This window comes from Dapis purpurea BLCC-M126, from assembly GCF_050015975.1.
Lineage (GTDB): Bacteria > Cyanobacteriota > Cyanobacteriia > Cyanobacteriales > Microcoleaceae > Trichodesmium.
The window spans coordinates 28557-42830 of record NZ_JBNHER010000006.1; the positions used below are offsets into that span (position 1 = coordinate 28557).

The following is a 14274-nucleotide window of genomic DNA, read 5'->3' on the forward strand; positions in this document are numbered from 1 at the left end:
TTAGGGGGAAATCATTATCTTTTTTATCTCGCATAAAATTCACTTTATGGTTTTATGAAAAGAATTAAGTAATATCATCAGGACTTATGCAGAACCTCCATATATAGTAATGGCATTTTCCTTCTCCTGATAGCCTGTTGTCTAATGATTTGGGTAATTCCCGATAGTTTAGTTATTAAATTTATCAGTTGAACCTACTTTTTCAAAAGTGAATGTTCTTTTTCAAGAGTACTAATTTTATATCAGTTGTGTAATCTCCATCATTAACCTCAACACTCACGTTGAGACTCCTTTTCTTAACGCCATAGATTGTAGCTTGAAATTTGTTATCACCGTCCAGAGCGACTGTGTCTTTAAAGAAAAAGCTTTGCTTATAAACCGCAATATTACCATGCAGATCGACAACTTCTTCTAAGGTATAATCTAGCTGCTCAATAAAATAACAGTATATTATTAAATAACAAGCCTGATTAGATAAAGTCATAAAATCAGTATTATTCATGGCAGCAGATTTTTCACCGCTCTTTAAATACGGCTGATAACAAATAAATTTTCCACTAAGCATATTTTCGTTAAAGCTCAATGAGTCGCTCAACAAAAATTTACTTTTTTCATCATATCTAAATAAGGCTTTTTCACAAAGTTTTTTTATATCCATCTGTTCATCCAAATATTGGTAATATAATCAGGTGAAAATGATTTTCACACAATACTTTTTTTGAATAGAAACTATATTCATCTTACTTATCATTCCCAGATTTTCTTGGTCTACTAACGAAAATTTTTTCTTCCCACAAAAAAGTTCCAATCAACATATCCTGATTTGAGTTTTCTATTGCCCAGTTCTGGATCGAAAGCTGTTCTCCCATGTAAAATTCTGAAATTTTGGAAGAGTAGACAGTTATTAGATTTCAAATGAAACTGATATTGATAATCTGATTTTTTCAGATAGCGGAAAAAAGCATGATACGCTTGATAGAAATTTTCTAATTCCTCAAAAGCTAAATGAGGTCTACAATTTCTTTTACTAAAACGCACTGTAGTCAAGTTCCCAGAACTATCGCATTCTAATATAGAGGCAATATTACAAAAGCGGTAGTGATGATTGTGGTCAACTAACCAAAATTGTACGGGAGTTTCCAGCAAAACTTGAAAATATTGAGGATAATCTTGACGAAAGTCTTGAGCTACCCGGAAACCATCTACTAACGTAGATTCACCCCCAGGATTTTGATTTTCTACACAATAAAGAAATTGAGCGAGGCGATGTCCTCCCCAATAACTCAGATCGTTATGAGGGGGTAAGGGGCAACCATCACGGGATGGTATAGATTCTTTAGTTTTGGCTTTAGTTTCTAGAGCAAATATTCTCCCGTAATAAATGTTATAAATCGGACCAACAGATTCAAGAAAAGATTCCAATTTTTCAGGTGCGATATTTTCTAGAACGACAAATCCCAGATTAAATAATTGTTCCATCCAAACATCGCTATTAGTAGTCTGAGGGTTATAAGTTTGGGGCGGTTTAAATTCTAGTTTGGCTCGATCCCATAAAATATTGTTGTCAGACTCGACTTCTGGTTGAGGATCGTAACTATTTTTGAGCAACCATTCCACAGAAAATACGCTGCGGTGAGCGGGAGTTTCATCCCAGTCAATGGTTAGGGTTTCTTCATTTAATTCTATGGATAAAGGTATGGGTTTTTCTGGGCGATCACTAATATTTGGATCGTATAGTTGTTGATAAGGAGCAGCATACCGACAACTCGGACAATTTTCTCGTAACCAGATATAGTGAAAACGTTTATTTTTGATGGTAATAAAAGATTTGGTTTGAGTTGTAGTCATTGAATTTTTCCTCGACTAAGGTTAGCTTAATTAATTCCAAGAAGAAAATTTTGGCTGTTTTAAAAGTTCTCGTCTAATATTATTTGCTTGCTCATGTATTTCTGCATAACTATTTCCTACTAAATTTACTGTTGCTAAAGTAAAACCACTAGCACTAATTTCAGTTATTTCCAGTTCGGGACTTACTCTAATTTCCAAATTAGAAAATTGACTAGCTAATTCAAAATCAAATAAATTTTTAGCAATATCTTTGGCAAAAGTAGTGATATAAAATATGCCTCCAACTAATCCGTTGAGAGTAGGAGTTTTAGGTCTACTACCCATGGCAATTGAAATTATGGCAGTATAAGGATCGCCTTGATTTAAGCATTGACGATATAGAGAAGCAGATATAGGTATCATCCGCCCATTAATTTCCATAACTTTGATTTCTCCTTTGTCACTAACAAAAAATTCCACATCAACAAATTGATTATCAAATCCATACTCTATTAATATTTCGACTATTTTTTTATACCCTTGATGGAGTTTTTCTTGAATATATAAAGGTAAAGTTGAAGGAAATGTATAATCAGCAAAACATTCTGGCTTAGTAGAATAGTAATGACCATCAGAAATTCCCCAGATTAATATTTCTCCATTACTAACACAACCATCTACACAACATTTCTGGGGGAAGTCAATATATTCTTCAAGTAAGATTGAATTACTCCTAATTAGTGGATATTTATTTGTATCTAAATAAGCTTCTAAAAAAGGTTTCAAATAATTCAGATTATCTACTACAAACTCCTTGTGAAATGCAATCCCATCGATAGCTTCTTGAACATTATTAGCCTTGAAAATTGATGACGAGCAAGCCCCAGTACAAGGTTTCATCATCCAAGGAAAAGGAATATCTATTTCCTGAATATATTCAAATAAATTATTTTTCTTTTCTAACAAACAAATTGCATATTGACTAGATGGAAAATCAATCTTTTGATGTGTGTAATATTTATGTAAACATAAAAAAGAGGATTCTATACTAGGACCTCGTAAATGAGCAAACTCTTGACTTAATTGTGCTTGTAATAAACTAGGAATATCGCGAGTTGCTAAGACTACTTTAATATCATGCTGTTTAATATATTGACGGCACTCTTCCAAATATTTCATCATATCAAAATCCTGGCTAAAACCACTTAATTTTAAGGGTGCATCCAGAAAATGAAATTCATACTTTTCTGCTTCGGGTATGGTTTGACAGTTCAAGTAATCTATTTTTCTAGGGCATATTACTAAAATAGGAATAGGTTCCATAACATTTTCATCAGTTAAAAACAACTCTTTTTTCTACTCTTCAAGGTAAGGACTATGATGACGAGGTTGAGCAAATATTTTGCAGACTATTGGTTCAAAAAACTCTAAAGGTAATGTATCATAATTGGGGTCAAAACTATTTTGGTCGTAATTATGACAAAAATCTACAGTAGCTTGATAGTAGGGATATTCACGATATTTTTCCCTAGCATAGCGGTCTAAACCTAGATAATGTCCCCAGTAATACTTCATAAATAGATCGTGATATTTTACTATCCAACAAATCTTTTCAGAGACATAAGGTTGAAGAATGGCAGCAGCTAAGGCACCATGATTATAAGGTGCTAAAGTTCCACCTATATCGTGAACTAATGCTGCTACAATCATTTCTTCATTTTCTTGATTACGATACGCTCTAGTAGCTGTTTGCAAAGAATGCTCGTAACGAGAAATTTGATAACCTTCATAAGCTGTTTTCAATTTCATGAGGCCATCTAAAATTTGTTTTGGTAAGTTTGAGGTATATTCTTCAAAGCTTGCACATAATAAATCGTAATCTTGGCGATCGCCATTTTCCATGGCGGTAAACTTAACTTGTTTCATCTTAAATAGAAGTAAGTAATTCTTTTTCTAGATTTTTCGCAAAAGGTAATTTTTGATTCAAGAAAAAATCTTCAATATTTCCCGGTTCGCGAATGAGTTCCATTTCTCCATCACAATAAGCAACTTCTGCTGGATAATTGTGTAGGGCAAAATTGGTCAGACTATGATTAAACCCATAAGCTCCACAATTATAGATTACCAAGCGATCGCCTATTTCTATATCTTCTGGCACCATCACATCTTCAACCATAATATCTAAAGGTGTTGGCAGTTTTCCTCCCAGGGTTAATTTTTGGGTATAGTTGCCATTTCTTCCCAGCACTTCCATATATTTGCTTGCTGGTTTCATCGACAGTCTTAAAATTTGGTGGACACCCCCATCCAAAATAATAAATTTTTGCCCTAGAGATTCTTTGATATCAACTACCTCTGTCATATAACATCCGGCCTCTCCCACCATATAACGCCCAATCTCTACAATACAATGATATGGATAAGGATTATTCTCAAAAATTATTTGCAACTCCTTACCAAAGGACTCCATATCAAATTCAGGATCGACACTATTATAAGGTATGCCAATTCCACCACCAAAATCTAACACGGAAATATGATAACCTTGGTCATTAATTCTATTAGCTATACTAATGGTATTTGTCCAAGAAGCTAGTAATTGGTTATAGTCTAGGACATTACTCTCAGTAAAGATATGAATACCTTTTAAATTAAGATTTTCTAAAGAGTCTATCGCTGCAATTTCTTCTATGGCTCTGTCTTCATCTACACCGAATTTGCTGGAGCTACTGGCGATCATTTGAATTTTTGCCCTAGGTTCTCCGCCATTAGTATCATTAGTCCCACAACTACTTGCTTTTTCCCGAATTTCGCAACTCTGACTTGTTCTGTACAACGGGTTAATCCGAATTAAGACATCTTGCTTTTTACCATACTTTTGAGCCAAATTATTTAAGCGACGAGCTTCGTTGACTGATTCTAGTACAATGATGCCAATTCCTGCTTCTATTGCTGCTGCTAGTTCAGAATTAGTTTTTCCTGGTCCTGTAAACACAATTTCTGGAGCTGAAAATCCTGTTTTGAGTGCTGCGTTCAATTCTCCCGTTGAACTTATGTCTGCTCCACATCCTAATTGAGCCAATTTGTGGCAGATAGTTAAATTGCTATTGGCCTTGAGAGTATAGAGAATGTTGAAATTTGGGGGCAGGTAATCTCGTAGTTTGGCATATTGACGGCCAATTTTATTCAGATTGTAGAGATATAAGGGAGTCTTGTATTGTTCTGAGGCTATTTTTATTTCTTGCTGAGATAGGAGAATTGGAGGCACTCTATCTCCATTCAAATTAGGATTTTTCATAGAATTATGCTTGAGTTTTTCAGCCACTGTATTATACAGGAATTAGGCAGAAATCGGCTCATAACACAAAATCCGAACTGTGCTCTACTGAAATAAAAACCACTGTAATATCATGTTTGGTTGAATACTTATAATAATTATCATGGAGTCAGGAGTTATAATTGCTGCAGAAAGGAGTCAGGATTAAAGTAGAAGTGTAATATCTTTTCCCTACTGTCAGAGCTGAAATTTTATTCACAACTGATTATACGTTAGCGCAGCTCCCCCGGAGGGGGCACATGATATAACACAAAATTTTGTAATTTGAAAGACAAAAATCAGGACTATAAAATCGGTTTCTTGGTTGGGAAAGCGTAAGTCCTGATTATTTAGTTATTGTATTTGATACAGAACTTACGCATTCTCAATTAGTTTTAGGCATTTGAGATTGCTATCTTGACGAAGTGCTTTGCTACACAGATGAAACGCCAACACTATCGCTTGCAATTACATAAATAGCTTATGCCTAAGTTATAGGATAATCAACAGCAACCTAAACCTTAAGGGCAATTTGTTTTCCAGAATCAACACTTGCCACAGGAGTTTCAGCTTCAGAAGGAGGCACGACTTGATAAAACTTCGGCAAATATTCAGACCAATTAGCCAAAATAGCCTTAGCTTTTTCACTACCAGTCTTTTCAAAGTGCAACGAAATCAACTCCTTTAACTGCGTCTCACCTGCTGGTGTAGACACCCGCTGAATAGAAACGATTTCATTATTCACCCTGGCAGGAAAATCACCATCTTCATCTAAGAAATAAGCAATTCCTCCAGTCATACCAGCACCGACATTGCGACCTGTTTTACCTAAGCAGACAATAACGCCACCAGTCATATACTCACAAGCATGGTCGCCAGCACCTTCAATAACTGCCTTACCCATAGAATTCCGGACAGCAAAACGTTCTCCTGCTTGACCATTAGCAAAGAGAATACCACCAGTCGCACCATATAAACAGGTATTGCCAACAATCACATTTTCCGCTGGGTTGTAACCTGCTTCTACAGGTGGCTTAATAATAATTTCTCCACCGTGCATTCCTTTGCCAACATAATCATTAGCTTCACCTTGCAAAGTTAAAGTCATTCCTGGCAAATTGAAAGCACCAAAACTCTGGCCAGCACTACCATTAAATGTGAGATTAATGAATCCTTCAAAACCAGTATTGCCATAACGAGAAGCGATCGCTCCTGCTAACCTTGCTCCCACAGTCCGGTCAGTATTAACAATCTTGATTGTCTTAGAAACACTGCCCTGGTTGCGAATTGCAGTTTCAATTTCCCGGTCATCCAACAGCACATCATCTAAAACAGGACCGTTGCTATGAACTGTTTCATGCTTTAACCAATCTCGGTTAGTGCGAGTATCTGGTAATTTGAGCAAACAGTCTAAATTCAAACTTTCTGTTTTAGTTAACTGCACACCTTTCCCCTCCGGGGAAGTAGCTGATATATCCCGTGCTTTCAGCAAGTCGGCACGACCTAATATTTCATTGAGGGAACGATAACCCAACTTTGCTAAAATTGTTCGTACTTCCTCAGCAATAAACCAGAAGAAATTAACCACATTTTCTGGCACCCCAGTAAATTTCTTACGCAACTTTTCCTGCTGAGTTGCTACACCAACTGGGCAACTATTCGTATGACAAATCCTTGCCATAATACATCCTTCAGCAATCATGGCAATGGAACCAAACCCAAATTCTTCAGCACCCATTAATGCTGCCATTATTACATCCCAACCAGTTTTCAGACCACCATCTACCCGCAGAGTAACGCGATCGCGGAGTTGATTTTCCATCAATACCCGATGCACTTCGGTTAACCCTAATTCCCAAGGACTACCGGCGTGTTTGATTGAACTCAGAGGAGAAGCACCAGTACCGCCGTCATGACCGGAGATCTGAATAACATCAGCGTTAGCTTTAGCTACACCAGCAGCGATGGTACCAATACCAATTTCTGCAACCAACTTCACAGAAACACCAGCATTAGGATTAATTTGGTGGAGGTCAAAAATTAACTGTGCCAAATCCTCAATAGAATAAATGTCATGGTGAGGAGGGGGTGAAATTAAGGTAACCCCTGCTTTAGAGCGACGGAGTGTAGCAATGTAGTTGCTGACTTTTTTACCAGGCAACTGACCGCCTTCACCTGGTTTTGCACCCTGAGCAACTTTAATTTCTATCTGTTTGGCATTCATCAGATATTCTGGAGTCACGCCAAAACGACCGGAAGCAACCTGTTTAATTGCAGAGGAAGCGGTATCACCATTTTGTAATCCCTTGAGATGAGGTAATAAAGTAGACAAACCTTGACCATTCACATCATCCAATACCTTAAACCTTGTCGGATCTTCTCCACCTTCGCCGGAGTTAGATTTCCCTCCGATCCGGTTCATAGCGATCGCCAAAGTTTCATGTGCTTCCCGTGACAATGATCCTAGAGACATTCCCCCAGTACAAAAACGTTTCATTATTTCTGCTGCTGGTTCGACTTCCTCTAGAGGTATAGAAGGGGAATAGATATTAAAATCTAACAAATCTCGTAAAGCTGTTATTGGTCGCCCTTGCAAATATTTCCGGTAAACTTCATAGTGGTCATACTTTGTTGTTTCTTCGTGTTTACCATTACCATTGCCGTTAGCATGATTAAATGTTGCTACTGCCTTATGGAGTGCTTTCGACATTTCCGGACTGTTCATGTGATATTCTCCGGTGGGGCGATATTGCACAAACCCATAGTTTTCCAGTTTGTTAATATTCAGTTCTGGGAATGCCCGAGTGTGGAAAGAAATCACTTCTTGTGCTAACTCTGCTACTGTTAAACCACCTATTCGAGATGTAGTTCCTCGGAAACCCAATTCTAGTAAGTCTCCACCAATACCAATAGCTTCAAAAATCTGTGCTCCTTGGTAAGAAGACAACAAAGAAATTCCCATTTTAGAGAGAATTTTCAACAAACCTGCTTCTACTGCTTTACGATAATGTTTCTGAGCTTCTTCAATGGTAATTTTTGTAATTTTACCCCGTTCCATTTGGTTTTGAACTGTGGAACTAGACCACCAAGCACGCACAGACTCTAATGCTAAATAAGGATGAACTGCACTCGCTCCATAACCAATCAAACAAGCGAAATGATGGGTACTCCAACACTGAGCTGTTTCTACCACCAAAGATGCTTTCATCCGCAACCGTTCTTTAATCAAGTGATGATGAACAGCACCTACAGCTAACAGAGGCGGAATATAAGCAAATTCTGAACTTATTCCCCCATCATATTTGTCAGATAGAATAATAATTTCCTTACCATTCTGAACTGCTGTTGCTGCCTGTTGGCACAAATTATTCACCGCTTTTTGCAGTCCTTCTGGTCCATTAGCTACGGCAAATAGAGTAGAAATAGTTTCTGTAGCAAATTCTGAGTCTTGAATTTCTGTTAACTCTACCTCGTTTAATACGGGTGATTCTACTTTTAATAAGCGTGCATCTTCCGCACTAATTTCTAATAAGTTTCCACGCTTACCAAGAAGCATATTCAGTGACATTACCATTCCTTCCCGCAGAGGGTCGATGGGAGGATTTGTCACTTGAGCAAATCTTTGTTTCAAGTAGTCATATAGCAAATGAGGACGCTGAGAAAGAACTGCTAGGGGAATGTCATCACCCATGCAAAATGTTGGTTCTTTACCCAAATTTGCCATATCACTAATCACCATATCCAGGTCTTCCAAACTATAGCCAAATGCTGTTTGTAGTTGGAGTAGGGTTTGTGATTCTAATTTGGTGTTTGTGGTAAATGGTTGCTTTGCTATCTCCTTTCTGTGTTTTAACCATTCTCCATAGGGTTGTTGGGAACTGATACGTTTTTTAATTTCCCAATTTTTAAGAATTTCGTTAGTGTTTAAGTCTACAGCAATCATTTGTCCGGGACCGAGGCGACCTTTTTCAACTATTTCTGCTTCTGGTATCTCAACTACTCCTGCTTCAGATGCTACGATAATTAGGTCGTCATTGGTGATGCAATAACGTGCTGGTCGCAAACCATTCCGGTCTAAAGCTGCACCCACCTGTTTTCCGTCGCTAAATGCTAATAGTGCAGGACCATCCCAGGATTCTTGCAAACCACTATAGTATTCGTAAAAATCGACAATTTCTGGATGATCTACTAGGTCTGGTTGATTTCTGTATGCTTCCGGGACCATTATCATCAATGCTTCTAGTGGAGAACGTCCGGAACGGGTAATTAATTCCATCACGTTGTCTAGATTTGCCGAATCACTACTTTTATCATCAACAAAAGGTTTTAACTCATCTAGTCGTGCCCCCCAAATAGATGAACTCAGGCTAGCTTCCCGTGCTTTCATCCAATTAATATTTCCCAACAGAGTATTAATTTCTCCATTGTGACCAAGCAAACGCATGGGTTGGGCAAGAGGCCATCTAGGCATTGTGTTGGTGCTGAAGCGTCGGTGGTAAACAGCAAAGGAACTCTTATAAGCTGGATTTTTCAGGTCTGTGTAAAATTCTCCTAGCACTGCGGAGCGCACCATACCTTTATATACAATAGTGCGACAAGAAAACGAGCAAATGTAGGCATCTATCCCCCAAATAAAACCTTCTTCTTCTAAAGCACAACCAATATTACGACGCATTAAATAGAGCGATCGCTCTAAATCATCTCCTTGCAATTTGTCTGAACTGACAATAATTTGTTCGATTTGTGGTTGGTTTGCTCGTGCTTGTACTCCTAATACTTCTGGTTGAACTGGCACAACTCGCCAACCAACTACCGTCAAACCTTCTGTAGTTATTGTTTTTTCAATTGCCTGACGTGCTATTGCTGCTTTCTTTTCGGTTTGAGGCAAAAATATCATTCCCACCCCACAGTTATTAGGGTTGAGTTCTAAGTTTTCAGACAGCAACTCCCAAGGGACTTGAGTCATTAAACCCGCCCCATCCCCTGAATCTTGGTCAGCACTACAACCACCGCGATGCTCTAAGCAAGTTAAGGCAGGTAAAGCTTTCAATATAATTTCATGGCTTTTTTTCCCTGACGGATGAGCGATAAAACCGACTCCACAGGCATCTCGTTCTTCTACCAGCCATCTTTGGCCCTGATAAGTTTCTTTATTTGCTGTTAGATTTGTGTGAGATTGATTCATGTTTAATTTACCCATAACATTATAACTTTAAAGAGGGTGTCACCCTTGATATAGAAGTTTTCATCTAAATTGTTTTGTTACTTGCTTAAAGTACATAACAATTTGAACAATAGACTGAAATTTTAATGTTGTTTGAAGGTTGATACTGTAAGCAATTAGCTATCAGCGGTCAGCTATTCATTTGGAATGCTACGCAAACAGCAATTAATAATAGAGTTGTTGCTCAGGTTAAGGGAGCGTAGTTTAGCGGTAAATTTTAATTCTCTCTCAAATTTTCAATTGTTTTTACCTCCACCTAACTTATAGCTAATAGCTGACGACTGAATGCTTATTCCTACTTTCCTCATTGCATTTGAAAATATATAAAGAATACTTGACAAAAATAGCAGGTTATGTAGAAGCACAGACCTTGCATACAACTTCCCCACGAAAACCTGCAAAACTATTGTTTTGACTATTTCATCTATCTATCTTAATGATTGCCAGAAAATAATTGTGATACAAAGAATACCCCACGCTCTACTCAAGATTTATGACAAAACACTAGCGACACATTAATTTATTGTTTTTTAATTCAAATTAAATCTATGAATTGCAATCTGTTTCAACTACTTTTAGTTTCAACCTCACATAATGCCAATTATTTTATGTGTAGTTGGAATTGTTTTACTTAATTATAGTCCAGTGTTTCTTCTATCAACTGGGCTTATATATTTTTTAATTTTTTCACTAGATTTATGTTTGTATTTTAGATTTTAGATGTACTTCTTTAGCACTACGCGCAAGTCAAAAGTCAAAAGTTAAATTATTAGTTCGGCAACTGCAATAGCAACTAAATATGACTTTCCTGGAGAGATAAATGGTATAAAAGAAATACGTTATAGAGGCTAAAAATTGCTAAAACCCAGATATATCAATAAACAAGCAGATTAAAGGTGAAACCATTACTGTATAAAACCCATTCGGTATCTTTTATTTTCGGCTGACTTCTGACTCCTAATTTTTTATACTACATTTTGAAGTCCATAATGTAAGTTTTAACATATTTTATGCACTTAGTCCCGTTATTGCTCTGACCAAAGCAAGAGAATAGGGAGAATCTCCTGAAAGTTATGGCAACTGCTATGTACATTCTATGGGGATAGCTCCTGACTCCTGGCCAAATTACTCTGAAATTAAAATTCGCACTATCAGTACTTTGATATTTTTCGCAGCAAAAATGCCTTCAAAACTAATGGGGTTCATTAATTAATAATGGATAATTACCTCTCCCTAAAACGGATTGGATTGAGGCGGAACGTGAAAATTTTTTCTCTCTTGGTGATTGGATATGGCGTTTCGGCGCTTGAGCCGACATGAAAAGCGGAGCGGCTCTGTAAGAGCGGGAGACCCGCTCCTACGGACCAGCTTCGCTAACGCCATCCCATCCTAAGGTCATGCTCCGCAAACGACCGCTTGTTTCTCCTTTAAAGGAGAGGCTTTAAACCTTAATTATTCAGTAAAACTTTTACTGTATAAGGGTTTTATAATATTTTTAACATATTTTTTTGCTAAAGTACCGCTATCACCTGTAGTACCTACAATTGGTTGGGGTTAGCAAGCTCAGGAGAAAATTTTCACTATTGGCCGAATGGCCTCCTATAATATCATAGTCAAATATACTTAGTCTTAAGTTGGTTATGATACCGAAATTAATCTCCTATCCACTATGTATTAAACTCAAGAATATTAATTAATTCTAGAAAGCTCAAAAAACTTGGTCAAGCTAGATAATAATGATTCCTAAATCATTTATATAAACTCTATTAACGATAAATAATTTTTAATTTTTCCTAGTATTTTCTACAGAGATTATAGATAGGGTATGTAAAGATTTGATAGAGATATTGAAAAAGCTTGAATGGGGGGTGACAGTAACAGGGGTAACTTTGCTATGGTTGATAAAGTATCCAATTTAACTCAAACCCATAAAATATTTATCTATCAGTATGTGATTTGATAATACCTAGGATAAGACTTATATTCATACCAGATAATTAATAGTCTGCGAGTTAAGGAGACCAATCTAACATTACTATTTTCTTTTGGAGAACATCAAACAATGGTACAACTTAAAGAAGCACCTCAAACTCCTAAGTTATCTATATCTTCTGACTTACAAGGAGCTGCTACTACAGAACGTCCTTGGGGGTCCTTTACTACTTTAGAAGAAGGAACTGGATACAAAATCAAACGTATAGAAGTAAAACCAGGGCATAGACTCAGTTTACAAATGCACTACCACCGTAGTGAACATTGGGTTGTCGTTTCAGGAACTGCGAAGGTTATTTGTGGTGATAAAGAGGAAATTCTGGAAAACAATCAATCTACTTATGTACCTCAATGTACCTCCCATCGCTTAGAGAATCCAGGAGTTATCCCTCTAGTATTGATTGAGGTACAAAATGGAGAGTATCTTGGAGAAGATGACATTGTTCGTTTTCAAGACGATTATGCTCGAACAAAGTCTTAATTAAACTGGTAAGCAAAAAAATTTCTCAATGATTAACTTGACCGCAGCAGCAGTCCAAGAGATTATCCGTCTTCAGTCCAAACAAAATCAACCAAATGCCTTATTTCGCTTAAAGGTTAAATCTGGTGGTTGCTGTAGTTTCTGTTACATAATGCAATTTGATTCACAAAAGACTAGTAATGATCAAGTTTATGACTATGGCCAAATTAAAGTTGTAGTTGATTCTCAACAACTCAACTATCTAAATGGATTAACCTTAGATTATTCTGAGGATCTTATGGGTGGAGGATTCCGATTTAACAATCCTCATGCTAAGGTAGTTTGTGGTTGTGGTAATTCTTTTTCTGTTTGATATTGACAAAGATATCTAACTAATTTAAAATAAAAGATTGTTTGTAAAGTTATTGGGAATAACATAGGGACAAAGGTAAAAACAATGCTTCATGCTCCTTATAGTTTCCCGAAACTTCCTCAAAAGTAGGCCGTTGCACCAAATAACCCTTTGGTGCAACGGTAAATTATTCCTAATCAAATAATTTGAAAAATTATCAGATTAAGATTAATCATCCCAATATTTGTTGTTAGGCAAATATGACTTTTAAGAGTAAAAACAATATATTTACTTGGAAAACAAAAGATTATCTTAAATAGTAATACTAAAGTAATACTAATTTGCCTAAATCTGCATATCATGCTTAAGAGTATTGGGAAAAAATTTGTTAAGTAAATTAGCTCAGAATTATTCTAGATCTGTAGCGAGACTCGTAACGGTAATGTAATGAATATGCCATTGAGTCTTTTACTTTTGATTGCTAGCTAGTATGGTTTGTCTATAGACTGCGTATTATATACAAGTATAGCGATAGATGCGGTATGCTTGACCGTTGATGCCTGTGAAGGTTGTACTGCCGAGTATGGCCGTAGAAGCAGGAAGTAAACATTCAAATGTCACTAATTGTGACCTTATATCAGTTTTATGAAGCAGTATAAAAACAATTAGAAAAAAAACTGTTACTAATGCCTACAATTCAACAACTAATTCGTTCAGCTCGTCAAGAAACGGAGAAGAAAACTAAGTCTCCAGCTCTAAAAAGTTGCCCTCAACGTCGTGGAGTATGTACAAGAGTCTATACTACTACACCAAAAAAGCCTAACTCAGCTCTGCGCAAAGTGGCCAGGGTACGTCTAACTTCTGGTTTTGAAGTTACCGCTTATATCCCTGGTATCGGTCATAACCTACAGGAACACTCTGTAGTTATGATTAGGGGTGGTAGGGTTAAGGATTTACCTGGCGTAAGATATCACATTATTCGTGGAACTTTAGATACTGCAGGAGTAAAAGACCGCAAGCAAAGTCGTTCTAAATATGGCGCTAAAAAACCAAAAGGCTAAATTAGTGAAATGCCAAATTCTAGAAAATCCTAGCTAAAATTA

Annotated in this window: 9 protein-coding genes; 3 read left to right on the top strand and 6 right to left on the bottom strand. The window is 36.9% G+C overall.

Features of this window, described 5'->3' with window-relative positions:
• Positions 1-202: 202 nt before the first annotated feature.
• The 6 genes from ACP6PL_RS01500 to gltB form a co-directional block, all read right to left on the bottom strand.
• Positions 203-670, bottom strand: a complete 468-nt coding sequence (locus tag ACP6PL_RS01500) for a hypothetical protein (protein WP_426541802.1) — start codon at positions 668-670, stop codon at positions 203-205.
• Positions 671-771: 101 nt separating this feature from the next.
• Positions 772-1848 (bottom strand): TauD/TfdA family dioxygenase, encoded by a 1077-nt coding sequence (locus ACP6PL_RS01505; RefSeq protein WP_426541804.1) that lies wholly within the window; start codon positions 1846-1848, stop codon positions 772-774.
• 30 nt (positions 1849-1878) lie between these two features.
• The gene (locus ACP6PL_RS01510; RefSeq protein WP_426541806.1) at positions 1879-3150 is read right to left on the bottom strand and encodes an ATP-grasp domain-containing protein; all 1272 of its coding nucleotides are present in this window, start codon (positions 3148-3150) and stop codon (positions 1879-1881) included.
• A gap of 33 nt (positions 3151-3183) precedes the next feature.
• Entirely contained in the window at positions 3184-3753 is a 570-nt protein-coding gene (locus ACP6PL_RS01515) for an HD domain-containing protein (protein WP_426541808.1), read from the bottom strand.
• A gap of 1 nt (position 3754) precedes the next feature.
• Complete coding sequence (locus ACP6PL_RS01520) at positions 3755-5152, bottom strand: type III PLP-dependent enzyme domain-containing protein (RefSeq protein WP_426541810.1); 1398 nt, start codon at positions 5150-5152, stop codon at positions 3755-3757.
• A 505-nt stretch (positions 5153-5657) separates the two neighbouring features.
• Positions 5658-10328, bottom strand: a complete 4671-nt coding sequence (gltB, locus tag ACP6PL_RS01525) for a glutamate synthase large subunit (protein ID WP_426541812.1) — start codon at positions 10326-10328, stop codon at positions 5658-5660.
• Between the two features lie 2101 nt (positions 10329-12429).
• Between gltB and ACP6PL_RS01530 the strand changes: the two genes are divergently transcribed.
• The 3 genes from ACP6PL_RS01530 (at position 12430) to rpsL (ending at position 14232) form a co-directional block, all read left to right on the top strand.
• Positions 12430-12840, top strand: coding sequence for a phosphomannose isomerase type II C-terminal cupin domain (locus tag ACP6PL_RS01530; protein WP_426541814.1), 411 nt, complete (start codon positions 12430-12432; stop codon positions 12838-12840).
• A 28-nt stretch (positions 12841-12868) separates the two neighbouring features.
• Complete coding sequence (locus ACP6PL_RS01535) at positions 12869-13192, top strand: HesB/IscA family protein (RefSeq protein ID WP_426541816.1); 324 nt, start codon at positions 12869-12871, stop codon at positions 13190-13192.
• A 665-nt stretch (positions 13193-13857) separates the two neighbouring features.
• A complete protein-coding gene (rpsL, locus tag ACP6PL_RS01540; RefSeq protein WP_094676223.1) occupies positions 13858-14232 on the top strand; it encodes a 30S ribosomal protein S12 in 375 nt (124 codons plus the stop codon).
• Positions 14233-14274: the final 42 nt, after the last annotated feature.

Excerpts from the sequence above, each read along its gene's own strand:
- rpsL (WP_094676223.1), top strand. The coding sequence starts at position 13,858 with ATGCCTACAATTCAACAACTAATTCGTTCAGCTCGTCAAGAAACGGAG.
- gltB (WP_426541812.1), bottom strand. The coding sequence starts at position 10,328 with ATGAATCAATCTCACACAAATCTAACAGCAAATAAAGAAACTTATCAG.
- ACP6PL_RS01510 (WP_426541806.1), bottom strand. The coding sequence starts at position 3,150 with ATGGAACCTATTCCTATTTTAGTAATATGCCCTAGAAAAATAGATTAC.
- ACP6PL_RS01535 (WP_426541816.1), top strand. The coding sequence starts at position 12,869 with ATGATTAACTTGACCGCAGCAGCAGTCCAAGAGATTATCCGTCTTCAG.
- ACP6PL_RS01515 (WP_426541808.1), bottom strand. The coding sequence starts at position 3,753 with ATGAAACAAGTTAAGTTTACCGCCATGGAAAATGGCGATCGCCAAGAT.
- ACP6PL_RS01530 (WP_426541814.1), top strand. The coding sequence starts at position 12,430 with ATGGTACAACTTAAAGAAGCACCTCAAACTCCTAAGTTATCTATATCT.
- ACP6PL_RS01505 (WP_426541804.1), bottom strand. The coding sequence starts at position 1,848 with ATGACTACAACTCAAACCAAATCTTTTATTACCATCAAAAATAAACGT.